The organism is Baekduia sp. (assembly GCF_035685985.1).
GTDB lineage: Bacteria > Actinomycetota > Thermoleophilia > Solirubrobacterales > Solirubrobacteraceae > Baekduia.
The window spans coordinates 291,276-312,780 of the sequence record NZ_DASRZV010000033.1 but is presented as its reverse complement, the minus strand read 5'-3'; the positions used below and the strand labels follow the sequence as shown (position 1 = coordinate 312,780).

21 protein-coding genes and 2 tRNA genes are annotated in these 21,505 nt (G+C 73.2%); 8 read left to right on the top strand and 15 right to left on the bottom strand.

All coding sequences use genetic code 11. The annotated features are described in order from the left end of the window. Positions 1-66 precede the first annotated feature (66 nt). Positions 67-687: a TetR/AcrR family transcriptional regulator gene (locus VFG42_RS22970; RefSeq protein WP_324911154.1), complete on the top strand. Its 621-nt coding sequence runs from the start codon at positions 67-69 to the stop codon at positions 685-687. Here the strand turns inward: VFG42_RS22970 and VFG42_RS22965 are convergent. From VFG42_RS22965 to VFG42_RS22930, 8 genes are all read right to left on the bottom strand, one after another. After that, positions 684-911 carry a 2-oxo acid dehydrogenase subunit E2 gene (locus VFG42_RS22965; protein ID WP_324911153.1) on the bottom strand — a complete coding sequence of 76 codons (228 nt, stop codon included), beginning with the start codon at positions 909-911 and terminating at the stop codon, positions 684-686. The genes VFG42_RS22970 and VFG42_RS22965 overlap by 4 nt on opposite strands. Before the next feature lie 204 nt (positions 912-1,115). Beyond that, complete coding sequence (locus tag VFG42_RS22960) at positions 1,116-2,189, bottom strand: Glu/Leu/Phe/Val dehydrogenase dimerization domain-containing protein (RefSeq protein WP_324911152.1); 1,074 nt, start codon at positions 2,187-2,189, stop codon at positions 1,116-1,118. Positions 2,190-2,287: 98 nt separating this feature from the next. Continuing rightward, a complete protein-coding gene (locus tag VFG42_RS22955) occupies positions 2,288-3,484 on the bottom strand; it encodes a helix-turn-helix domain-containing protein (protein WP_324911151.1) in 1,197 nt (398 codons plus the stop codon). After that, positions 3,481-5,226: a biosynthetic-type acetolactate synthase large subunit gene (ilvB, locus tag VFG42_RS22950; RefSeq protein WP_324911150.1), complete on the bottom strand. Its 1,746-nt coding sequence runs from the start codon at positions 5,224-5,226 to the stop codon at positions 3,481-3,483. Before ilvB ends, VFG42_RS22955 begins: the two co-directional genes overlap by 4 nt. A gap of 602 nt (positions 5,227-5,828) precedes the next feature. After that, positions 5,829-5,901, bottom strand: a tRNA-Thr gene (locus VFG42_RS22945). 292 nt (positions 5,902-6,193) lie between these two features. Further along, complete coding sequence (locus VFG42_RS22940; protein WP_324911149.1) at positions 6,194-6,808, bottom strand: response regulator transcription factor; 615 nt, start codon at positions 6,806-6,808, stop codon at positions 6,194-6,196. A 63-nt stretch (positions 6,809-6,871) separates the two neighbouring features. Further along, positions 6,872-7,354: a hypothetical protein gene (locus VFG42_RS22935; RefSeq protein ID WP_324911148.1), complete on the bottom strand. Its 483-nt coding sequence runs from the start codon at positions 7,352-7,354 to the stop codon at positions 6,872-6,874. An 80-nt stretch (positions 7,355-7,434) separates the two neighbouring features. Further along, on the bottom strand, positions 7,435-8,058 hold the full coding sequence (locus VFG42_RS22930; protein WP_324911147.1) for an FKBP-type peptidyl-prolyl cis-trans isomerase: 624 nt from the start codon (positions 8,056-8,058) through the stop codon (positions 7,435-7,437). A 65-nt stretch (positions 8,059-8,123) separates the two neighbouring features. On the opposite strand from VFG42_RS22930, the gene VFG42_RS22925 reads away from it, so the two are divergent. Further along, a complete protein-coding gene (locus VFG42_RS22925) occupies positions 8,124-8,531 on the top strand; it encodes a YidH family protein (RefSeq protein ID WP_324911146.1) in 408 nt (135 codons plus the stop codon). A gap of 14 nt (positions 8,532-8,545) precedes the next feature. Here the strand turns inward: VFG42_RS22925 and VFG42_RS22920 are convergent, their stop codons facing one another. From VFG42_RS22920 to VFG42_RS22905, 4 genes are all read right to left on the bottom strand, one after another. Further along, complete coding sequence (locus VFG42_RS22920; protein WP_324911145.1) at positions 8,546-9,103, bottom strand: cupin domain-containing protein; 558 nt, start codon at positions 9,101-9,103, stop codon at positions 8,546-8,548. A 36-nt stretch (positions 9,104-9,139) separates the two neighbouring features. Beyond that, entirely contained in the window at positions 9,140-10,150 is a 1,011-nt protein-coding gene (locus VFG42_RS22915) for a hypothetical protein (protein WP_324911144.1), read from the bottom strand. A 129-nt stretch (positions 10,151-10,279) separates the two neighbouring features. After that, a complete protein-coding gene (locus tag VFG42_RS22910; protein ID WP_324911143.1) occupies positions 10,280-10,867 on the bottom strand; it encodes an O-methyltransferase in 588 nt (195 codons plus the stop codon). A 10-nt stretch (positions 10,868-10,877) separates the two neighbouring features. Beyond that, positions 10,878-10,959: transfer RNA gene (locus tag VFG42_RS22905), tRNA-Tyr, on the bottom strand. Between the two features lie 126 nt (positions 10,960-11,085). Here VFG42_RS22905 and VFG42_RS22900 point away from each other — a divergent pair. Beyond that, positions 11,086-12,144, top strand: a complete 1,059-nt coding sequence (locus VFG42_RS22900) for a sigma-70 family RNA polymerase sigma factor (RefSeq protein WP_324911142.1) — start codon at positions 11,086-11,088, stop codon at positions 12,142-12,144. A gap of 163 nt (positions 12,145-12,307) precedes the next feature. On the opposite strand, the gene VFG42_RS22895 is transcribed toward VFG42_RS22900, so the two are convergent. Continuing rightward, entirely contained in the window at positions 12,308-13,420 is a 1,113-nt protein-coding gene (locus VFG42_RS22895; RefSeq protein WP_414642455.1) for a sigma-70 family RNA polymerase sigma factor, read from the bottom strand. A 288-nt stretch (positions 13,421-13,708) separates the two neighbouring features. Here VFG42_RS22895 and mptA point away from each other — a divergent pair, with 288 nt between their 5' ends. Both mptA and VFG42_RS22885 read left to right on the top strand, forming a co-directional pair. After that, positions 13,709-14,707: a GTP cyclohydrolase MptA gene (gene mptA, locus VFG42_RS22890; RefSeq protein ID WP_324911140.1), complete on the top strand. Its 999-nt coding sequence runs from the start codon at positions 13,709-13,711 to the stop codon at positions 14,705-14,707. Positions 14,708-14,761: 54 nt separating this feature from the next. Continuing rightward, positions 14,762-17,251: a diguanylate cyclase gene (locus VFG42_RS22885; protein WP_324911139.1), complete on the top strand. Its 2,490-nt coding sequence runs from the start codon at positions 14,762-14,764 to the stop codon at positions 17,249-17,251. Here VFG42_RS22885 and pgsA read toward each other — a convergent pair. Together pgsA and VFG42_RS22875 are read right to left on the bottom strand one after the other, a co-directional pair. Next, positions 17,229-17,864 carry a CDP-diacylglycerol--glycerol-3-phosphate 3-phosphatidyltransferase gene (pgsA, locus tag VFG42_RS22880; RefSeq protein ID WP_324911138.1) on the bottom strand — a complete coding sequence of 212 codons (636 nt, stop codon included), beginning with the start codon at positions 17,862-17,864 and terminating at the stop codon, positions 17,229-17,231. The genes VFG42_RS22885 and pgsA overlap by 23 nt on opposite strands. Positions 17,865-17,909: 45 nt before the next feature. Beyond that, positions 17,910-18,800, bottom strand: coding sequence for an EamA family transporter (locus VFG42_RS22875; RefSeq protein WP_324911137.1), 891 nt, complete (start codon positions 18,798-18,800; stop codon positions 17,910-17,912). Positions 18,801-19,021: 221 nt separating this feature from the next. On the opposite strand from VFG42_RS22875, the gene VFG42_RS22870 reads away from it, so the two are divergent. From VFG42_RS22870 to VFG42_RS22860, 3 genes are read left to right on the top strand one after another with little or no spacing between them, the layout of a single operon-like run. After that, entirely contained in the window at positions 19,022-19,384 is a 363-nt protein-coding gene (locus VFG42_RS22870) for a MerR family transcriptional regulator (protein WP_324911136.1), read from the top strand. Positions 19,385-19,392: 8 nt separating this feature from the next. Continuing rightward, a complete protein-coding gene (locus VFG42_RS22865; RefSeq protein ID WP_349260450.1) occupies positions 19,393-20,373 on the top strand; it encodes an aldo/keto reductase in 981 nt (326 codons plus the stop codon). A gap of 24 nt (positions 20,374-20,397) precedes the next feature. Further along, positions 20,398-21,486, top strand: a complete 1,089-nt coding sequence (locus tag VFG42_RS22860) for an alkaline phosphatase family protein (protein ID WP_324911134.1) — start codon at positions 20,398-20,400, stop codon at positions 21,484-21,486. The last annotated feature ends 19 nt before the right edge of the window (positions 21,487-21,505 follow it).

Sequence of the window (21,505 nt, the reverse complement as noted above, 5' to 3'; positions counted from 1 at the left end):
CATCGAGATAATGCGATTACGCAGATGATCGCGTTACCGTAATCCCGCTATGCCAAGATGTCAACCGTGACCAGACCCTCCCCCGCGACCCGCCTGTCCCGCATCGAGACCCAGGAGGCCAACCGCCGGGCGCTGCTCGACGCCACCCGCGAGGTCGTGGCGGTGGGCGGTGCGGCGATCCGGCTGGAGGTGGTCGCCGAGCGGGCCGGGCTGACGACCGGCGCGATCTACTCGATCTTCGGGAGCAAGAGCGACCTGCTGGTCGCGCTGCTCGCCGACGAGCTGTCGCGGGTCGACGAGGCCGCCCCGTTCGAAGCCGATCCGTCGCTGACGCTGGCCGAGGTCATCATCCGCTATGTCGAGGCGTGGCAGGCCGCCTACGCGGGCCCGTCGAAGGGCACGACGGCCTTCGAGCTCCAGGTCTTCCTCTCGGCCCTGGAGGACGAGCGCCTGCTGGCGCAGCTCAGGGAGGCGCTGGACGCCGACCTCCAGCGCCTCGTGGGGTTGCTGGTCGACCGCGTGGTGGACCCGGCGTCATCTCATCGCACGACGCTCGCCGAGGCGACGGCCGTCGCGACCGCGATCAAGGCCGTGCTCACCGGCTTCGGCCTGCGCCGGCCCGTCACCGGCGACACGGACGCGCTGGCCCGGGACGCATGCGTCGCGCTGGCGGGCCTCGTCGGCTAGGACTCCAGCCGCCGGCGCAGCGCGGTGAGGAACTGCGCTGCGTAGATGCCGTCCAGCGCCCGGTGGTCCCAGCCGAGGATGGGGTTGGCCATCGGGCGGATCGCGATGCTCTGGTTGCCGTCAGCGTCGGTGACGACGACGGGGCGCCGGACGATCGCCTCAGGCTCCAGCTGCTTGGCGCGGGCGCGCCTGGCGAGGTCCTCGACCTGGCCGGCGCGGGGCACTCGGTGTCGACCTTCTCGGTGGAGACCTCGCAGAGGGTCTCGTCGACGTCGACGTCGACGGCGTCGCCGACGGGCCGTCGAGGTCGTCGAAGGCCTGCTCGGCGACCTGCGCACCGAGGCGCATCACCATCATGAACCGCAGCAGCGCGACGCGGTCGGCATCGGCAAGGGCCACGTCCGGCCGCGACGCCACGCTGAGCGCCGTCACGCGACGCCGCTCTCGCGCGCCGACGCCGCGCCGCCCGTGATCCGCGCCTCCGCGTACTCGACCGCCAGGTCCAGCGGCGTGCGGCCCACCGCCAGCGCGTCGTCCAGCACGCTGTCCGTACGCCGTATCGCGTCCACGACGAGCCGCTCCACGTCCTCCTCCGCGAGGTCCTGCGCCTCGCCCGCGACGTGGATGATGCCGCCGCAGTTGGCCAGGAAGTCCGGCACGTACAGGATGTCGCAACCGGCGAGGCGGTCGGCGACGTCCGTCGCCTCCAGCTGGTTGTTGGCGGCGCCGGCGACGACCGCGCAGCGCAGGGAGCGCACGTTCGCGCGGGTGATGGCGCCACCGAACGCGCACGGCGCGAGCACGTCCAGCTCACGGACGACGAAGTCCTCGGGCTCGACCGCCCGAGCGCCATGGGCGACGGCGACCCGGGTCGCGCGCCCGGCGTCGACGTCGGTCAGCGTCACGTCGGCGCCCGCCTCGACGAGCAGCGCGACGAGCGCCTCGCCGACGTGGCCCGCCCCCTGGACGCCGACGCGCACGCCCGCGAGGTCGGGGCGATCCAGGCGCCGGCGAACGCCGGAGACGATGCCCCCGAAGACGGTGCGCGCCGTGACCGGCGAGGGATCGCCGCGCCCGCCGAAGTCCACCGGGAGGCCGGCGACCCAGCGCGTCGCCGACCGGACAGCCCGCATGTCGGCGGTGGTCGTCCCGACGTCCTCGGCCGTCGTGTAGCGGCCGCCGAGCTCCTCGATGACGCCTCCGACCGCGCGCATGCGCGCCGCACGGGCGCCCGGCCCCGACCACCCACCGTCGTCGATCAGGACCGCCTTGCCCCCGCCGAGATCGAGGCCCGCCGCGGCGTTCTTGAGGCTCATCGCCCGTGCGAGCTCCAGCACGTCGGCGCAGGCGTCGCCGAGCGTGGCGTACCGCCGCAGGCGCAGGCCGCCCATCGCCGGGCCGAGCGACGTCGAGTGGATGGCGATCGCCCCCGACGCTCCGGTCTGGGCATCGTTGAAGATGACCACGCGTTCGTGCTCCACAGCACCGCTCTCCTCGAACATGACCCGAGGCTACGGGCGGCCCGCGGCGCCCGGACCCGCATCCGGTCGCCTCTCCGGGATGCCCGGCTCGACAGCCGTCGAGCGCGGCGCCCCGGCCGTCAGCGATCGCGCGGAGCGCCGCCCATCCGCCAGAGCCGCAGGCCGAGGTGGAGCTCCAGCCGGTCCGCGCCCGAGCGGACGTCGACTCCGGCGACCTCCTCGATCCGGCGCAGGCGGTTGTAGAAGCTGGAGCGATGGATGTACAGCTCGGCGGACGCGGCGGCCACGTCACCGGCGTGCTCGAGGTAGGCCTCGAGCGTGGGAACCAGCGACGCCGCGTCGGGATCGGCCACCAGCCGGCGCACCGCCTCCGGGATCAGCGACGCCGGGTCGCGGTCGCCGACCAGCTCGCCCAGGAGCCGCGTCACGCCCAGCTCGCTCCAGAGCACCAGGCGCCCGAGGTCGGGCATCGACGCACCGAGCCGCGCCGCGCGTCGGGCCTGTGCCGCGGCTGCCGGCAGAGGCTCGATCGACCCCATCAGGTCGCTCACTCCGACCGCCACCGACACGCCGTCGAGGTCGGCCAGCTCGGCCTCGGCCGCGGCCAGCAGGGCCGCGGCGTGGCGTCGGATCTCCGCCGCCACGCCGGCCGAGAGCACGATGCGCGCGCCGCGATCATCGATCAGGGCCATCTGATGCCGCGGGCCGATGCCGCGTCGCAGCTGGTCCACGGCCTCGGTCATCCGCACGTCGACGCCCGGCGGCAGGACCGCGCCCGGCGCCACGAAGACGTCGACGACCAGCACCGCGTAGAGCGCGTCGGGTGCGATCCCCGGGGGGCCGGGGACGGGGCCGCCCGGCGCGCGGTCCAGCGCCTGCCGCACCCAAGCCGCCTCGCGGCGGCGCTCCTCGTTGGTCTGCTGGCGCTCGCGATAGAGCTCCTGGGCGAGCTCCGCGACGACGCGGCGGGACAGCTCCAGCTCATCCTCGGTGAGCGGCGCGTCGTCCTCGAGCAGCCACAGGAACCCGAGCAGCCGGTCGTGGAAGCGCACCGGGATGCTCACGCGCCGAACCATCTCGAACTCGGGGTTGGCCGGCACGTGGACGACGTCGCGCGCGTCCATCAGCCCGAGGCCCTCCAGCCACCGGGTGACGGCCTCCGGCGCCTGGCGCCCCAGGATCGAGGTGCGCCGGACCGAGTCGACCTCGTGCGTGTGCGAGCTGTAGGCGATCGCGCAGAACCGCCGGTCGTCCACGCCGACGGGCCGCTGCAGGCGCTGCGCGAGGCTGTCGACCAAGGTCTGGATCTCATTCACGAGCGACCGTCCCACTCGACCTGATCCGCCGCGGCGCCGCCCGGCAGGATCATCGGGAAGCACGCCTCGCCCGGATCGACGCGGACGTCGAGCACCGTAGCGCGATCGGCCTCCAGGGCCGCGGCCAAGGCGTCGCGCAACTCGCCCTCGGTGTGGACGTCGTGACCATGAGCGCCGTAGCCGCGGGCGATCGCCGCGAACGACGGCATTCCCGGCCGCAGGTCGGAGTGCGAGCGGCGCTGGTCGTAGAACATGGTCTGCCACTGGTCGACCATGCCGAGCTGCCCGTTGTTGAGGATGATGACCACCACCGCGATCTCGGCCGCGACGGCGGTGCCCAGCTCCTGCAGCGTCATCTGGAACGAGCCGTCGCCGTCGATCGCGACCACCGTCGCGTCGGGGCGGGCGAGCTTCGCGCCCAGCGCGGCGGGCAGGCCGTAGCCCATCGTCCCGAGGCCGCCCGAGGTCAGGAACGAGCGGGGCGCGTCGACGCCCAGGTGCTGCATCGCCCACATCTGGTGCTGACCGACGCCCGTGGTCCAGATGACGTCGCGGCGCGCGGCGGTCGCGGCGGCCGCGATCCGCAGGACGTCCTGGGGCTTGAGCGGTCCGCCCGCCACGCCCGGCGCGTGGCGGAGCGGGTGGCGGCGCTGCCAGCCTGCGAGCTCCTCGCGCCAGGCCTTCCGATCGGCACGGGCGACCGGCCCCAGCCGCGCGGTCATGGCGCGCAGCACGCCGCCGAGGTCGCCGTGGATGGCGACGTCGGCGTGGCGGATCTTGCCCAGCTCGTGCGCGTCGACGTCGATGTGCACGACGCGAGCCCCGGGGGCGAACGCGTCGACGCGGCCGGTGACGCGATCGTCGAAGCGCGCGCCCGCGGCGATGATGAGGTCGGCATCGTGCAGCGCGCGGTTCGCCGCGCGGGTCCCGTGCATGCCCGGCCAGCCGACGAAGAGGCGATGGCGTTCGGGGAAGGCACCCTTGCCCATGAGGGTCGTGACGACCGGGACCTGCGCCCGTTCGGCGAGCGCGCGCACGTCGTCCGCGCAGCCCTGCGCGCCGCCGCCGACGTAGAGGACGGGCCGCCGCGCCCCCGCCAGCTCGTCGAGCGCGCGGGTGACGGCGCGGACGTCGACGTCGCCGGGCGCTGCCGGGCTCGCCCCGAGGCCCGCGGTCGCCGTTGCGCCGGCGACGCGGCCGAGCACCGCCTCCTGGACGTCGCGTGGGATGTCGACGAGCACCGGTCCCGGCCGCCCGGCGCACGCCAGCGCCACCGCGTGGGCGATCGTCGGACCGACGTCAGCGACATCGCGCACCGGCCAGGCACCCTTGACGAGCGGCCGGACCACCTCGACGATGTCGCACTCCTGGAACGCGTCGGTGCCGATCAGATCCGAGCGCACCTGCCCCGTGAGGCAGACCAACGGCGTCGAGTCCATCCGTGCGTCGGCGATCGGCGTGACGAGGTTGGTGGCCCCAGGCCCGGAGGTCGCCAGCACGACGCCCGGCCGGCCCGACGCACGCGCGTAGCCCTGGGCCATGTGGCCCGCGCCCTGCTCGTGGCGAACGAGGACATGACGCAGCGTCGTCCCCCGCGCCAGCGCGTCGTAGATCGGGAGGATCGCGCCGCCGGGCATGCCGAAGCAGACCTCGACGCCCACCTCCTCCAGCGTGCGCAGGACGATGTCGGCCCCGCGGAGGCCGAGGGACGACACCCGCGCCGAGGCGGACGGTTCAAGCATGGGTCGAGAAGGCAAGGCAGAGCATCCCTGTTTGGGCGTGAGCGGATCGACGAACGAGCGGCGACGGCGAGGCGATTGATCGCGTGTCGCGAACGAGGAGCGGGCGCGGATCGGCCGCGTCGAAGCGATTCCCCTAGCGGGGAATTCGGCCCAGGCGCGAGAGCACCGACGTAGCGGCCATCGCGACCCTCAGCGCGTTGGGGCTCTCGGAGCGCATGCCCGGCGCAATCTACGCTCGGCACGGCGACCGCGGAGTCGACAGCTGTCGATGCGCGACCGGCCGGCGATCGTCAGGTGTTCCGCCGCGTCCCGCGGCTCCACCGCTCGAATGCCCTCAGCGGCGACCGCAGCGGCCCTCGGCGTCCGTCGGCGTTCAAGCCGTCGTCGCGCGACGAGCCGGTCGCGCTGGGTCCGCCGGCGGCTGGTGCGACGGGGAGCATGCGCGGGAGAAGCGGGCCCGGGCGACGACCGCTCTGCCGCACGCGATCGAGGGTCCCGATGGACCCTCGCGGACCCTCAGGCCCGCGCTGTCGTGGTTGGCGGACCGGCCCGCCAACGAGAAATCCCCGCCCAAGGGCGGGGATCTGAAGTCCTACAACCAGAGCCCTCTGCCGGATTCGAACCGGCGACCCCTTCCTTACCATGGAAGTGCTCTGCCAGCTGAGCTAAGAGGGCGTGGGGAAGCGGAGTTTACCGAGAACCTGCCGGTTGGCAGGGCGCGGAGACGGAGATGGGCGGGCGTGCAGAGCAGGAGACACGCCCGCCCATCTCGTCCTGCGGCACGAGGAGGTCCAGAGCAGGGAAGACCGCCTCGCTGATGTGGGACGAATGTGGCCGACGCACCAGAGGGGACCTGGTGAAGGGGAAGTGTCGGTGGGGGCTTCGTCCGTTGTACTCAGAGAATCGGCGCCGCCTAACGGCGTCCTCATCCCCCGGTCGAGGGAACTTCGCGCGGCGCGGCGCGCGCTCACTCGACCAGGCCGCGGCGCATGCCCTCGGCCACGGCGGCCGCCCGGTCGCTGACGCCGAGCTTCTCGTACACGTTCTTGAGGTGCGTCTTGACGGTCTCGGGGCTCAGGTGCAGCTCGCGGCCGATCGACGGCGCGCTCTGGCCGCCGGCGGTCAGCCGCAGCACCTCGAGCTCGCGCGGCGACAGCAGCGGGCGCTCCCAGACCGGCTCGGCGACGTCGACCTGCAGCCGGTCGCCGCGGGCCGCGGCGGCCACCGCGTCGCAGATCGCGTCGCGGTTGACCTCCTTGGACAGGTACGCCATCGCCCCCGCGGCCAGCGCCTCGCGCGCCTCGGGCGGCAGCACGGTCGCGCTCAGCAGCACGACCGCGGTCGGCAGGTCATCGCGCTGGACCGCGCGCAGGACCGTGTGCCCGTCCAGCCCCGGCATCTTGACGTCGAGCAGCGCGACGTCGGGCTTGAGCACCCGGATGTCCTCGAGCGCGGTGCGTCCGTCGTCGGCTTCGCCCACGACTTCGAACTCCGGCCTTCGCCGCAGCGCGAGCACGACGCCATCCCGGAAGACGGGATGGTCGTCTGCCACATAGACCCTGACCCTGGTGCCGTTGCTCATGGCGTCCCTGCCGCCTCCCACGACGGCACCCCCAGGATTCTAGAGCTGTCGGTCAACCCTCCGTCAGGCGGGGGTCGCCGAGCGCTCCTTCGCGGTCACCGTCGTGACCGGCAGCCCCAGCCCGCCGACCTTCGACGGCAGGTCCAGATGCAGCCACTTCGACACCCGCGCGGGCAGCGTCGAGATGATGATCTCGTCGAAGCCGTGCAGGTTGACCGCGTCCTGGACCGCGTTGAGCGGCTCGGGAACGCCGATCAGGCCCGTGACGGGACCGCCGGCCGCCTCCTCCAACAACGGCAGCGCCAGCTCGAGCACCGCCAGGGCGGCGTCGTCGGGCTGGTCCTCGGCGTCGACGACCCGGTGCAGGCCGCGCGCGGTCTTGGGCACCAGCAGCGTGAACGCCGCGGGCCCACCGGCGGCCCGCTCGCGAACCGCGTCCAGGAGCGCCGGGGTCGCGGCCGTGCGGTGGGCGACGACGAGGACTCGGGCCGGCGTGGAGGACTCCATCAGGAACTCCTTGTGCTCGCGGGTGTGGACGGGAGCCATGGTCCCACCGCGAGGGCCCGCGCGCCAGCCGGAAGCGTCGGTCGCTCCGGTCCCGGCGCGCGGGGTGCCGCGAAGACCCGCTAGGAGCCCTTGGAGACCTTCTTGAGGTCCACGACGAAGATCAGCGGCGCGTCGGCCGGGATCGTCGGGGGCGAGCCCGCGGAGCCGTAGGCGAGGTCCGACGGGATGACCAGCACGCGCCGGCCGCCGACCTTCATGCCCGGGACGCCCTGGTCCCAGCCCTGGATGACCTGGCCCTGGCCGATCGTGAACTCGAACGGCGTGCGGCCCTTCTTCCAGGAGGTGTCGAACTCCTTGCCGTTGCTGAAGAGCGTGCCGACGTACTGGACGGTGACCTTGTCGCCGTCCTTGGCCTCGGCGCCCGTGCCGACGACGACGTCGGAGCCCTGCAGCTCCTTCGGCGCCGCGCCGGTCGCCTTCGGGACGTCGGGCTTCTTGCCGAGGTCCGTGCTCACGCCGGTGACGCTCGTCTGCGCGGGCAGCGGCTCGCCCGGCTGACGGGTCTTGATCGACGACTTCGTCGACGCCAGCTCGGCGGGCAGCGTCGTCGCCGGATCGCCGTCGATCTTGGAGCCGTCCTTGCGGAAGCCGTCGCTGTTGTCGCTGCCGCCGCAGCCGGCGACGGCGCCGCCGGCCAGCGCGAGCACGCTCAGGGACAGTGCGATGTTGCGGATTCTGGTCATGAGGAAGGCGGCATGCTAACCGCAATTTCTTAAGGGAAGGTGGTCGGGCCGATACCTTCTGGCAGGTGTCCAACGAGGGTCGGACGATCGACGAGCCGCCGCCGGCGCCCGAGCATCGCGTGTTCGACCAGGACGGCGACGCGACCCGGCGCACGTGGCTGGCCAGCGAGCGGACCGTCCTGGCCTGGCTGCGGACCGGCCTGACCGCGACCGCCGTGGCCCTCGGCGTCGGCAAGGTCGTCCCGGACCTCAGCGCCGGCGGCGTCCAGTGGCCGTTCATCGTCCTCGGCGCCGGCTACGCGGTGCTGGGCGTGCTCATCGTCATCTACGGCCTGTGGCGCGGGCGCGAGGTCGATCGCGCGATCCGCGCCGGCGAGTACCTGCCGATGGACGCGCGCGTGATGTGGCTGATCGGGGCGCTCTCGATCGGCATGGGCGTGCTGACGACCGTCGTCATCATCGCCGACACCTAGTGTCCGGGGCCCGCCTACGCCGCGGCGTCCGGCGCCGGCCACGGCGCGCGCACCGTGCGGAACCGCCCCCAGCCCGGCACCTGCGCGTAGGCGTCGCGCGCGTGGTCGGCGTCACGGTCCACGGACGCGCCGTGCGCGGCCGCGACCGGATCGGCCGGGTAGCGCACGAGCTTGTCGGGCGTCCGCGCGCCGACCATCAGGATCGCGCACAGCTCGTCGCCGGCCGCGCCGACGAGGATGTGCCGCGTGCCGGGCGGGCAGTGCAGGTAGTCCCAGCGCCGCATCGGACGCTCCTGGCCCTCGACGATCGCGACGCACGCCCCGGAGAGCACGAGGAAGCCCTCCTGGTCGCTCTCCCAGTGGTAGAGCCCCGGCGCCTCGCCGGGCGGCAGGACGTGCACGCCGATCCCGAACTGGCCGAAGCGGCCGTCGTCGGGCTCCAGCAGCGACCAGGTGCCGGTGCCGCCGTTGTCGTCGGTCTGCCACGCCGCGTCGGCGACGTTGAGGATGAACCAGCCCTCGCCCTCGGGACGGAGGCCGGCGTCGGTCTGCGCCAGCGGTGCCTCTCGCATGACGCAGACCGTAACGGCCGAGCGGGCCGGCTCCGTCTACCGGTAGACGACCCGGCGGGTGATGTGGACGCGTCCGTAGACCGTGGTCGCGGGGGCGATCGACGAGCCCGCGAAGTGGATCCGGATGCGGTAGTAGCCCGTGCGCTTCTGCTTGAACGACTTGGTGAACGTGCCCTTGGAGGAGACGTGCACCGAGCCGATGGACTTGTACTTGCCGTAGCGGTTGTGGGCGCCGCGGCGGGCCATCGCCAGCGTGATCTTGCCGCGGATCTGCGTGTCGCGCAGGTAGCCCTTCATGGTGTACTTGGGCCCGATCGAGTCCGGGAACGACACCGAGCTGAGGTCGAACGGCGTGATCACCCGGACCGTGACCGGCGTGCTCCACGGCGTGGCGTACTGGCCGTTCTTCGCGCGGGCGACGATCGTGTAGGTGCCCGGCGCGCTGAACGTCAGGTCCAGCATGCCGGTCGTCGAGTTGACGTAGCCGGCCGACGACGCGCCGCTGATCGAGCCGTCGGGCGCGAGCACCGCGCCGGCCGCGTACTGGACGTCGTAGCCCGTCGCGCCCGGGTTGAGCGCCACCGGCAGCGAGAGCGTGTTGGTCGAGTAGGAGTTCGGGCTGCGGCGCAGGAACGGGCCGGAGGGCCCGGCGATCGCGGTCGCGCCGTTGATCGCGAACACGAACGTCTGCGTCGACGTCGGCGACTTGCAGCTCGTGTCGGCCTTGGCGTAGTTGTTGACCGTGACCGTGTAGTTGCCGTTGCCGCGGTAGTCGAGGTACCGCGTGTAGTTGTCGTTGAGGTAGCAGTTCAACGGCGTGGCCACCGAGACGCCGTCCGGCCCGGCGACCGAGAGCGTGAAGTAGCCGTTCTTGTCCGCGAACCCGACGCCGACCGTCGGCGACATGTTGCGGATCGGGGTCGCGGTGCCCGCGGCGAGCGCGACCGGGTTGTTGTCGTCACCGGTGACGGTGACGGCGGCCGTCGCGGCGTGCGCGGCGGCGCTGCCCGTGAGGGCGAAGAGGATGGACGTCGCCGTGGCGGCCATGCCGCGGCGAAGACGCGAGTACTGCAATTCGGGTGCCTCCCTGTCTGGACCAGTGCGGGAACCCCTGTTCCCCGTCAGACCCGAAACCGAACCAACGTGTTCGAGTTTCGGTGCCCGAGGCGCGAAGGCCTAGGCAGGCAGCAGGATCAGCAGCACGCCTGCCCCGGTGTGGTCCAGCGCAGCCAGCGCGTCCGGATCGGCGTCGACCAGCGCGCGGAACGGCGCCAGCTCCTCGGGGTGCGAGAGCGCGTTGTCGCAGGCCAGCAGCGCCGGGCGGCGCGTGACGCGCTTGAGGTCGTCCCAGTAGCCCGGGTACTCGGGACGCTCGGCGTCGAGGAAGACGACGTCGGCGGTCGCGTCGGGCAGCTGGGCGAGGACCGCGCCCGCGTCGCCGATCTGCAGGTCGACGAAGTCGGCCAGCCGGGCGCGCGCGAGGTTCCTCGCCGCCTGCGCCGCGCGGGCCGGATCCAGCTCGACCGACGTGACCCGGCCGCGGTTGGCGGCGACCGCCTCGGCCAGCCAGATCGTCGAGTAGCCGTTCGACGTCCCCAGCTCCAGGACGGCGCGGGCGCCGAGCGTCCGGACCATCAGGTTCAACAGCGCGCCGGTCTCCGGCTCCAGGTTGCGCAGCCGCAGCAGCCGGTCGTCGTGCTGGGCATCGTGCTCGCGCCCCTCGCGATGGAGGTCGTCGAGAAGCTGGAGGAGCCGGTCGTCCATCGCTGCGAAGTGGCGGGAGAAGGATTCGAACCTTCGAAGGCGTAGCCACCTGATTTACAGTCAGGCCCCTTTGACCGCTCGGGTATCCCGCCAGAGCGAGGGCGAAGTTTAGCCCACTGAGGCGCAACCTTCGGGCGCGCCCTACGGTCATAGATCCCGATGGCCGCCGCCATCAGGAAAACCACCTGCCCTCCTTCCTCCTCGGAGCTTTCGCCCTGATGGCCGTCGACGCACTCCCCCCTGCCCTGCCGCCCTCGATGCTCGCCGGGATGGGCGACGACACGCTCGTCGGCCTGATCGCCGCCGGCAGCGACGACGCGTTCGCGGCGCTGGACGAGCGCTACCGGCGGCGGCTGGTGCGCTTCGCGCGCGGGTTCGTGCCCGGCGGCCAGGCGGATGCCGAGGACGTCGTGCAGGAGGCGATGGTCCGCGCGGTGCGCGCGCTGCGCAACGGGTCGCGGCCCGAGTCGCTGGGCCCGTGGCTGCACCGGATCACGCGCAACTGCGCGCTGGACCTGACGGCGTCGCGCCGTCGCCATCCGGTCGTCGAGCTGGCCGACCACGCCCACCCGCCGACCGAGGACGCCGAGGCGGCCGTCGAGCGGTCGATGGGCGTGCGCGGCCTGGTCGCCGACGTCGGCCGCCTGCCCGACACGCAGCGCTCGGCGCTCGTGCTCCGCGAGCTGGAGGGCCGCTCCTACGTCGACATCGCCGACGAGCTGAACGTGACCGTGCCCGCCGTCAAGTCGCTGCTGGTCCGCGCCCGCGCGGGCCTGAAGCGCGCGCGGGACGACCGCCGCGTCGCCGCCTGGATGCCGCTGCCGCTGCTCGGCCGCCTGGTCGAGCGCGTGAGCACGCTGTGGGAGCCGGTCGCCGCGTCGGCGACGCCGAAGGTCGCCTGCGCGGCGGTCGTGGTCGCCGGGTCGCTGCCGGTGGTCTCCGGCGGCACCGCCGCCACGCCGCACGCGCCGAAGTCGGCCAAGACGCCCGCCGCCACCGCCGCGGTCGTCCACCGCGCGACCGCGACCGCCGCCGCGCCGACCACGCCGCCGCCCGCCAAGACCACCGAGTCCTCGGCGCCGGCCAAGGCGCCCGTCGCCCACGACGCCGCGCCCGTCACGATCCCCGACGGCCTGCGTCAGGACTGCGCCGACGGCACGATCGACCAGCACTGGTCCCAGGCCGTCCTGCGCGCCGCCATCGCCCGCTCCGGCTCCTGGACCGGCGAGTACGGCTCCTGCCGCCAGGCGCTGCTCCAGGCCTCCTGGGGCGACTGACCCTCGAAGCCGCTGCGCGCGCCGGCGCGTCGCGGCGCGGCGCGAGCCGTCGCTTAAAAGTGAGAGGCCGCGCTCCCCAGCGCGGCCTCTCGGGAAAGTGAGGGATGCGCTCCCCAGCACACCCCTCTGACCCCTCTCCTCCTCCGGGAAAATTCTCCCCGGACTACGAGGCGTCCCTAAGGCGCTGGGCCTCGGGGAGCGACTCGAGCTTTTTCAAGGTGTGGTTTTCGATCTGGCGAATTCGCTCTCGGGTGACGTTGAAGGCGCGACCGACCTCCTCAAGGGTACGCGGTCGACCCCCCGTGAGTCCAAAACGCATTTCGATGACCTCGCGCTCGCGCTGCGGCAGGGCCGCCAGAGCGCGGTGCACGTTCTCCTTGCGCAGGTTCTCGGCGGCCAGCTCGAACGGCGATTCCGCCGTCTGATCCTCGACGAAGTCGCCCAGCTCGGACTCCTCCTCGTCGCCGATCGGCTTCTCGAGCGAGATCGGCTGCTGGCTCATCCGCAAGATGTCTCGCACCTCGCGCGGCGTGCACTCCAGCTCGCCCGCGATCTCCTCAGGCGAGGGCTCGCGGCCGAGCGACTGGACGAGCTGGCGCTCGACGTGCACGACCTTGTTGAGCTTCTCGACCATGTGCACCGGGATGCGGATGGTCCGGCCCTTGTCGGCGATCGCGCGCGTCACGGCCTGGCGGATCCACCACGTCGCGTACGTGGAGAACTTGTAGCCGCGGCGGTAGTCGAACTTCTCGACCGCGCGGATCAGGCCCAGCGACCCCTCCTGGATCAGGTCCAGGAACGTCAGGCCGCGGCCCAGGTAGCCCTTGGCGATGGACACGACCAACCGCAGGTTGGCCTCCACCATCGCCTGCTTGGCCGCCATGTCGCCGCGCTCGATGCGCTTGGCCAGCGACACCTCCTGCTCGGCCGTCAGCAGCGCCACGCGGCCGATCGAGCGCAGGTACAGCCGCAGGGAGTCCAGGGACGGCTCGACCGTCAGGTCGATCTCCGGCTTCTTGCGCGTCTCGGTCGAGCCGTTGTTGTTGGACTGCCGTGCCTCGGCGGCCGCCTCGGCACGCCCGCTCTCCGACGTCACCGGCTTGCCGTCGGCCGTGACGATGGAGATCCCCTGCTCGTCGAGATGCGCGTGCAGCTCGCTGAGCTGCTCCTTGGTGATCTCGACCTCTTCGAGCGTGGTGGTGATCTGCTCGATGGTGAGGAACCCGCGCTCTTGCCCTTCGTGGATGAGCGTCCGGAGCTCGTCGAGCTCCGCGATGGGTGCCTCGTCAGCGAGTAGAACGTCGGTCTTGGTGCTCAACCCGATCCTTGTGGACGTCGTTCCCGAGCCCCGCGCCCCCAAGCGCCGGACCCCTCTCCTCTTCCCTGTACTGCGAACGCGGAACGCACCCCTGGGTGCAACGTGCGGATGCAGACCCGCAAAGGCTGAGCCATAGGTCCTCTTCGTGCTCTGACGGAGGGGCTCGTAGCCGACGCCGGGATTGTTAGCACAGGTTAGGACGGGCAGGGAATCCCAAAAACTGGTGGCGATAGGCTGAAAAGCGTCATGCAGCCGACCTCGAGCGTCGTTCCCTCCCCAGACGTCCAGGCCCAACGGCCCACCGTTCACGTCTCGCTGTCCCGCGTCGGGGTGACGAACGTGGAGAAGGTGATCCGCATCGCCCGCGACGGCGAGGAGCAGTTGTACTGGGCCAAGCTCGACTGCTTCGTCGACCTCGGACCGCTCCAGAAGGGCGCGCACATGTCGCGCTTCGAGGAGACGGTCAACGACGCGATCGGCGAGGTGATCCTTGGTTCCTCCGCATTCCGGGCCGAGGAGCTGGCCCGCCGGATCGCCGAGCTCGTGCGCGACCGCCAGGACGCCAAGCGCGCCGAGGTCACGATCGCCGCGCGCTACCCGGAGCACAAGCCGGCGCCGGTCAGCGGCATCCAGACGCAGGAGCTGTACACGATGTTCGGGACCGCCGTGGCGACCGAGCGCGGCACGCGCCGGCTGATCGGCGTCGCCGCCCAGGGCATGACCGCCTGCCCGTGCGCCCAGCAGCTCGTTGCCGGAGCGGCAAGGCAACGTCTGTCGGCGGACGGCTTCGACGACGACCAGATCGCCCGCGTCTTCGAGCACGTGCCGGTGGCGACCCACAACCAGCGCGGCCTCGGCACGCTGCACATCGGCTGCCCCGAGGGCTGGACGGCCGACATCGACGCCGCCCGGCTGCTGCGCATCGTCGAGGACTCGATGTCCTCGGAGATCTACGAGATGATGAAGCGCTCCGACGAGGGCGCGGTCGTCGAGAAGGCCCACCGCCGCCCGCGGTTCGTCGAGGACTGCGTGCGCGAGATGGTCAAGGGCGTCGTCGAGGGGCTGGACGGCCTGGCGCCGGGCGCGTTCGTCTCCGCCCGCCAGGAGAACCTGGAGACCATCCACCAGCACAACGTCGTCGCCGAGCGCTTCGGCCTGCTGAGCGAGCTCACGCACGAGCTGGAGTCCGGCGAGCACGCCGAGCGCCACACGACGATGCGCGAGTGGCTCGACGGCCTGAGCTGAGCTGACGCGGACGGCGGCGCTCAACCCGCCGCCGGGGATGCCGACGTCCCAGGTGTGGGGCGCCGCTCTCAAGGACAACTCCTGCGCATCGTCGCGGTCGCGGTCGCCTACGCGGCCGCCGTCCGCCTCGCGCTGGCGCTCCCGGTCCGCAGCGAGCTGATCGCGGTCTGGCCCGCCGCCGGCGTGGCGCTGGGCCTGCTGCTGCGCGGCGGCCTGGGCCTGTGGCCCGGCGTCCTGCTCGGCGCCTTCGCCGGGAAGGTGACCACCGACGGCGCCGCCGCCACGCTCGGCGGCGCGATCGCCCCGACGCTGGAGGTCGTGCTGGCCGTCGGGCTGATCGAGCGCTTCGTGCGCCCGGCGATGGCGCAGCGGCCGGCGCTCGGGCGCTTCGTCGCGGTCGTCGTGCTGAGCGTCTCGGCGCTGCTCAGCGGCGCGCTCGGCCAGACCGCGCTGGCGCTGGCCGGCCACCTGCGCAGCCCCTGGCCGGACGCCGTCGCGCGCTGGACGCTCGGCGACCTCTGCGGGATGATGCTCGTCGCCCCGCTGATCCTCGCCGTCGGCCGTCCGATCCCGCGCCCGCGGCCGCTGCGCGTCGCCGAGGACCTGCTGGCGGTCGCCGTCCTCCTGGCCGCCGCGCACTCGATCTTCTCCCGCGGCCACGGCCAGATCTGGCTGCTGATCCCGCTCGGCGTCTGGCTGGTGCTGCGCGGCTCGACCGCGTCGGTCGCGCTGGGCTCGATCGGCCTGACGCTCATCAGCGTCCCGATGACCGTCAACCACCAGGGGCCGCTGGCCTTCGGCGGCGACGCCGACGTCCTGCACGCGCAGGGCTTCGCGGTGCTGATGTCGGTCTGCCTCTACCTGCTCTCCGCGCTGACCACCGACCGCCGGCGCATGCTGGCCGAGCACGAGCGCATGTCCTCCGAGGCGGCCGCGCTGCGGCGCGTGGCGATCGCGGTCGCCGGCGGCGCCGGGCTGCGCGACGTCGCCGAGCTGGCGGGCCGCGAGATCGCCGAGCTGATGCGCCTCGACGTCGGCGTCGTCGTCGCCTTCGAGCCCGCCGGCGACCGCGTCCACGTGATCGGCCAGGGCGCCGCCGACGGCGCGCCGATGCCCCACCAGCCGGACTTCGTGACGATCCACCCGGGCAGCGCGATCGACCGCATCCGCCGCACGCGCCGACCCGAGCGCTTCGACGAGCGCGCCGCGCTGACCCTGTCGATGCCGCCCTTCCAGCAGCGCGTCGCGGCGCCGATCGTCGCCGAGGCGCGCCTCTGGGGCGCGCTGATCGTCTGCACCGCGCGCACCGACGACCTGCCGTCCGACACCGAGGCGCGGCTGCTCGGCTTCGCGGAGCTGATGGGCATGGCGATCGCCAACGCCGACGCCCGCGCCCGCCTCGTCGCGCAGGCGACGACCGACCCGCTGACCGGCCTGGTCAACCACCGCGCCTTCCACGAGCGCCTGCGCGAGGAGACCGCGGTCGCCCGCCGCCAGGGCCACGACCTCTCGCTGGCCGTCTTCGACCTCGACCGCTTCAAGCAGGTCAACGACACGCTCGGCCACGTCGGCGGCGACGTCGTCCTGGCCGAGACCGCGCGGCGCATGGCCGGCGCGGCGCGCGCCGGCGAGATCGTCGCGCGCATCGGCGGCGACGAGCTGGCGCTGCTGATGCCGGGCGTCGGCGGCGACGCCGCGCACGCCGCCGCCGAGCGCATCCGCCGCGCGGTCACCGCGCGCCCGTTCGACCTGGCCGGGGCGATGACGATGTCGGCCGGCGTGTGCGACCTGACCCAGACCGACGACCCCGAGGAGCTGCTGCGCCTCGCCGACGGCGCGCTGTACTGGGCCAAGGCCCACGGCCGCGACACCTGCGTGCGCTACTCGCCGCAGGTCGTCGAGGAGCTCAGCGCGGCCGAGCGCGCCGACCGCCTGGAGCACGCGCGGGCGCTGGCCGCCCTGGGCGCGCTGGCCCGCGCGATCGACGCCAAGGACCCCGCGACGATCCGCCACTCCGAGCGCGTCGCGGCGCTGGCCGGCGAGCTGGCCGGCGAGTCCGGCTGGCGGCCCGAGGACGTCGCGCGCCTGCACGACGCGGCGCTCGTCCACGACGTGGGCAAGATCGGCGTGCCCGACGCGGTGCTGTCCAAGCCCGGGCGGCTGACCGACGAGGAGTACGAGACGATCAAGCGCCACGCGGACCTCGGCGCGCGGATCGTGGCGGGCATGCTCGACGTGCAGCAGACCGCGTGGGTCCGCGGCCATCACGAGCGCCACGACGGCCGCGGGTACCCCGACGGCCTGGTGGGCGACACGATCGCCGAGGGCGCGCGCCTGCTGGCGCTGGCCGACGCGTGGGACGCGATGACCGGCGCGCGGGTCTACTCGGAGGCGATGTCGCCGGCCGACGCGCTGGCCGAGGTGCGCCGCAACGACGGCGCGCAGTTCCACCCCGACGCGGTGGCGGCGCTGGAGCGCGTCGCGGCGCGCGGCGGGCTGGACGACCTCTCGGCGGCCGCGGTCACGCCTGCCGCCGCGGCGTAGGCGCGGGCGCCGCCTGCGGCGGCACCGCTCCGGCGGACGGCGTGGCGGAGGCCTTGGCCTCCACGCGGCGCCGCCGCTCCTCCTCGGCCTCGCGCAGCATGCGCCGCAGGCCGAAGAAGTAGTCGATCCCCGAGATGACGGTGATCGCGACCGCGGCGTAGACGAGCAGGTCGACCCAGACCGGCGTCGGGTCGAAGGCGATCAGGAAGAAGATCGCCGCGACCTGCACGATCGTCTTCACCTTGCCCCAGCCGGCGGCCGGGATGATCACGCCCTGGGCGGTGGCGACCATGCGCGTGATCGTCACGGTCAGCTCGCGGGCGACGATGACCATCGCGATCCACGCCTCCAGCCGCCCGAGCGAGACGAGCGCGAACAGCGCGGCGACCACCAGCAGCTTGTCGGCGATCGGGTCCATCAACTTGCCGAACGAGGTGATGGAGTTGCGGGTGCGCGCGAGGTAGCCGTCGAGCGCGTCGGTCGCCGACGCGGCGGCGAAGACGATCGCGGCCAGCACGTCGTTGCCGGTCTCCCCCAGCAGCGCGACGACCAGCACCGGGACCAGGAGGATCCGGACGACGGTCAGGACGTTGGGCAGGTTGAGCGGGAGCATGCGCGGGCGAGCCTCGCCGCCCAGTATCGCCGAACCGCGCGCCGGCTACGCCTCGGGCGCCGCCGGGACCATCCGCGAGACGCCGACCGACGCCGCCACGACGAAGCCGATCGCGACCACGTCGCGCGCGCTGAGCGACTGGCCGAGCACGATGAAGCCGGCGAGCCCGGCGACCGCCGGCTCGATGCTCATCAGCACCCCGAAGACGTTGGCGGGCAGCCGCCGCAGCGACTCGGTCTCCAAACTGTAGGGGATGACGCTGGACAGCAGCGCGACGCCCGCGCCGAGCGCCAGCCACTGCGGGTGCAGCAGCGTGACGCCCGCCTCGACGACGCCGGGGACCAGCGGCACCAGCGCGCCGACGACCATCGCCAGCGCGACGCCCTCGCTGCCGTGGAAGTCCGCCGTCGCGCGCTGCGCGATCAAGATGTAGGCCCCCCAGAACGCGGCGGCGACCAGCGCGAGGAGCAACCCCACCGTGTCGATCCCGGTGCCGAACGGGTTGGACAGCAGCACGATGCCGATCGCCGCCAGCGCGGCCCACACGAGGTCCAGCCGGCGCCGCGACGTGACCACCGCGACGGCCAGCGGCCCGGCGAACTCGATCGTCACCGCGACGCCGAGCGGGATCCGGTCCAGCGCCTCGTAGAACGACAGGTTCATCGCGCCGAGCGTCAGCCCGAAGGCGAGGATCAGCCGCAGCTCGCCCGCCGAGCGGCCGCGCACGCGCGGCCGGAACAAGGCCATCAGGATGATCGCCGCGAACCCGAGCCGCAGGACCGACACGCCGGCCGGCCCGAGGTCGTCGAACAGCGTCGCGGCCAGCGCCGCGCCGAACTGGATGGACGTGACCCCGCCCAGGACCAGGCCGATCGGCGGAACGCGACCGAGACCCGGCAACCCCTGGGTGGGAGCTGTCTGAGACCCCGGCTCCACGCCGGGCACGGTAGCGCCGCCCACGCCGGCGTGGCCGCGGACGCGGGCGCCCGCGCTCGACGAGCCGGGATGGCGCGGTCGCCCCCCGGCGCGGAAGACGTCGATCGAGATCGCCGCGTCGTCCTCCAGATGCCGGCGCAGCCCGGACCCGACGAGGAGGGAGTCCGTCCCGCGGCCACGACCTTGACTTGGAGCGCGCTCGAAGTCCTACCGTGCGGGGCATGGCCACGTCGATGACGATCTCGGAGGCCGCGGAGGCCTCCGGGCTCACCGCCCACACCCTGCGCTACTACGAGCGCGCGGGCCTGCTGGACCCCGTCGGCCGCGAGGCGGGCGGACGGCGCGTCTACGACGACGCCGACCTCGCGCGCATCGCGTTCCTGACGAAGCTGCGCGCGACCGGCATGCCGATCCGCCAGGTCCGCGAGTACGCGGACCTCGTGCGCGACGGCGAGGGCAACGAGCGGGAGCGCCTGGCCCTGCTCGAGGAGCACCGCGACGCCGTCCGCGAGCGGCTGGCCGAGATGGAGCGCCACCTCGAGCTCATCGACTTCAAGATCGACCTCTACCGGGAGAAGCTTTGACCGACATCATCAAGAAGCGTGAGCTGGGCGACCTCGAGGTGCCCGCCCTCGGCCTCGGCTGCATGGGGATGAGCGCGTTCTACACCGGCGACCGCGACGACGAGGAGTCGGTCGCGACGATCCACCGCGCGCTGGACCTGGGCATCACGTTGTTGGACACCTCGGACATGTACGGGCCACACACCAACGAGGAGCTGGTGGGCCGCGCGATCGCCGGGCGCCGCGACGAGGTCGTGTTGGCCACCAAGTTCGGGATCGTGCTGAACCCGGACGACCCGGGCGCGCGCGGCGTCAACGGGCGGCCGGAGTACGTGAGGTCCTCGGCCGAGGGGTCGCTGCAGCGCCTCGGCGTCGACGTGATCGACCTGTACTACCAGCACCGCGTCGACCCCGACGTGCCGATCGAGGAGACCGTCGGCGCGATGAAGGAGCTCGTCGACGAGGGCAAGGTGAGGTACTTGGGTCTCAGCGAGGCCGGGCCGGACACGATCCGCCGCGCGCACGCGACGCACCCGATCGCCGCGCTGCAGACCGAGTACTCGCTGTGGTCGCGCGACGTCGAGGCCGACATCCTGCCCACGCTGAAGGAGCTGGGCATCGGGTTGGTGGCCTACTCGCCGCTGGGCCGCGGGTTCCTGACGGGCGCGATCAAGTCCTATGACGACCTGCCCGAGGACGACTACCGGCGCACGAGCCCGCGCTTCACGCCCGAGAACTTCGACAAGAACCTCGAGCTGGTCGCCGTGGTCGAGCGCCTGGCCGCCGAGAAGGGCGCGACGCCCGCGCAGCTGGCGCTCGCGTGGGTGCTGGCGCAGTGGGACGGGATCGTGCCGATCCCGGGGACCAAGAAGCGCTCGCGGCTGGAGGAGAACGCGGGCGCGTTGGACGTGGAGCTGAGCGCCACCGACGCGGACGCCATCGCCGCCGCGCTGCCCGAGGCCGCGGGCGGGCGCTACGGCGAGGCGATGCTGCCGCTGCTCGGGCGGTAGTCGGCAGTCGCTAGCGTCGCGCGGGTGCCCGTCGCGCCGCCCGCCACCTTCGCCGAGCTGCCCGCCACCGCCGCCCGCGCCCTGCGCGACGGGCGGCGGCGCGTGGCGGTCGTCTTCCTCGACGCCTTCGGCTGGACGTTCGCGCGGCGCCACCGCTCGCACCCGTTGTTGATGCGGTTGGCGAGCGACGGCGTCCTGGCGCCGATGGCCTCGCAGTTCCCGTCGACCACGGTCGCGCACGTGACGACGATGCACACCGGGCTGGGCGTGGGCGACCACGGGCTCTACGAGTGGCAGGTCTACGAGCCGGGCGTCGACCGCGTGATCCGCCCGTTCGTGGCCAAGGACCTGGTCGACGTCGACGTCCGCGGCCTGCTGCCCGAGGGGTCGAGCTTCTACCAGCGCCTGGCGACGACCTCCGGCGTGCCGTCGCGGGTCTGGCAGCCGTTCCCGCGCTCGGTGTACGACGAGGCGGCCGTGCGCGGCGCGCCGACCGAGCGCTACGACGGCCTGGCCGAGGGCGCGCGCTCGCTCGCGTCGGCGCTGGCCTCCTCCGACCGCCTCTACGCCTACCTCTACTTCGACGGCATCGACGCCACCGGCCACGTCCACGGCCCCTCCTCGCCAGAGTTCGACGACGCCTGCCTGCGCGCGCTCGACGCCGTCCACGCCGCCTTCTTCGGCCCCGACGCGCCGCCGCTGGACGACACGCTGCTGATCCTGACCGCCGACCACGGCCAGATCGACGTCTCCCCCGACCGCATCGACGACGTCGACCTGCTCGTCCCGGGCCTCGCCGACCGCCTCACCGCCGGCCCCGCCGGCTCACCCCGCGACCTCTTCCTGCACGTCGCGCCGCGGGACGTGCAGCGCACCATCGCCGACCTCACGACCGCGCTCGGCGACCGGGCGACCGTCCACCACGCGCCGGACCTCTTCCCCACCGCCGGCCCACGCCTCCTGCGCCGCCTCGCGCCGATCTGCGTCCTCCCGGCGCCGGGCCGCACCGCCTGGCTCTCGACCCACCACGGCACGTCCCAGACGTTCCTCGGCCACCACGGCGGCCGGACGCCGGAGGAGGCCACCACCACCTTCGGCGCGCTCGTCCTCTGACGCGCGCCGCCGGTGGAGC

Bases quoted from the DNA above. Each gene is read 5' to 3' on its own strand.
- VFG42_RS22960 (WP_324911152.1), bottom strand. From the start codon at position 2,189: ATGTTCGAGGAGAGCGGTGCTGTGGAGCACGAACGCGTGGTCATCTTC.
- ilvB (WP_324911150.1), bottom strand. From the start codon at position 5,226: ATGCTTGAACCGTCCGCCTCGGCGCGGGTGTCGTCCCTCGGCCTCCGC.
- VFG42_RS22940 (WP_324911149.1), bottom strand. From the start codon at position 6,808: ATGAGCAACGGCACCAGGGTCAGGGTCTATGTGGCAGACGACCATCCC.
- VFG42_RS22935 (WP_324911148.1), bottom strand. From the start codon at position 7,354: ATGGCTCCCGTCCACACCCGCGAGCACAAGGAGTTCCTGATGGAGTCC.
- VFG42_RS22930 (WP_324911147.1), bottom strand. From the start codon at position 8,058: ATGACCAGAATCCGCAACATCGCACTGTCCCTGAGCGTGCTCGCGCTG.
- VFG42_RS22920 (WP_324911145.1), bottom strand. From the start codon at position 9,103: ATGCGAGAGGCACCGCTGGCGCAGACCGACGCCGGCCTCCGTCCCGAG.
- VFG42_RS22915 (WP_324911144.1), bottom strand. From the start codon at position 10,150: ATGGCCGCCACGGCGACGTCCATCCTCTTCGCCCTCACGGGCAGCGCC.
- VFG42_RS22910 (WP_324911143.1), bottom strand. From the start codon at position 10,867: ATGGACGACCGGCTCCTCCAGCTTCTCGACGACCTCCATCGCGAGGGG.
- VFG42_RS22900 (WP_324911142.1), top strand. From the start codon at position 11,086: ATGGCCGTCGACGCACTCCCCCCTGCCCTGCCGCCCTCGATGCTCGCC.
- mptA (WP_324911140.1), top strand. From the start codon at position 13,709: ATGCAGCCGACCTCGAGCGTCGTTCCCTCCCCAGACGTCCAGGCCCAA.
- pgsA (WP_324911138.1), bottom strand. From the start codon at position 17,864: ATGCTCCCGCTCAACCTGCCCAACGTCCTGACCGTCGTCCGGATCCTC.
- VFG42_RS22870 (WP_324911136.1), top strand. From the start codon at position 19,022: ATGGCCACGTCGATGACGATCTCGGAGGCCGCGGAGGCCTCCGGGCTC.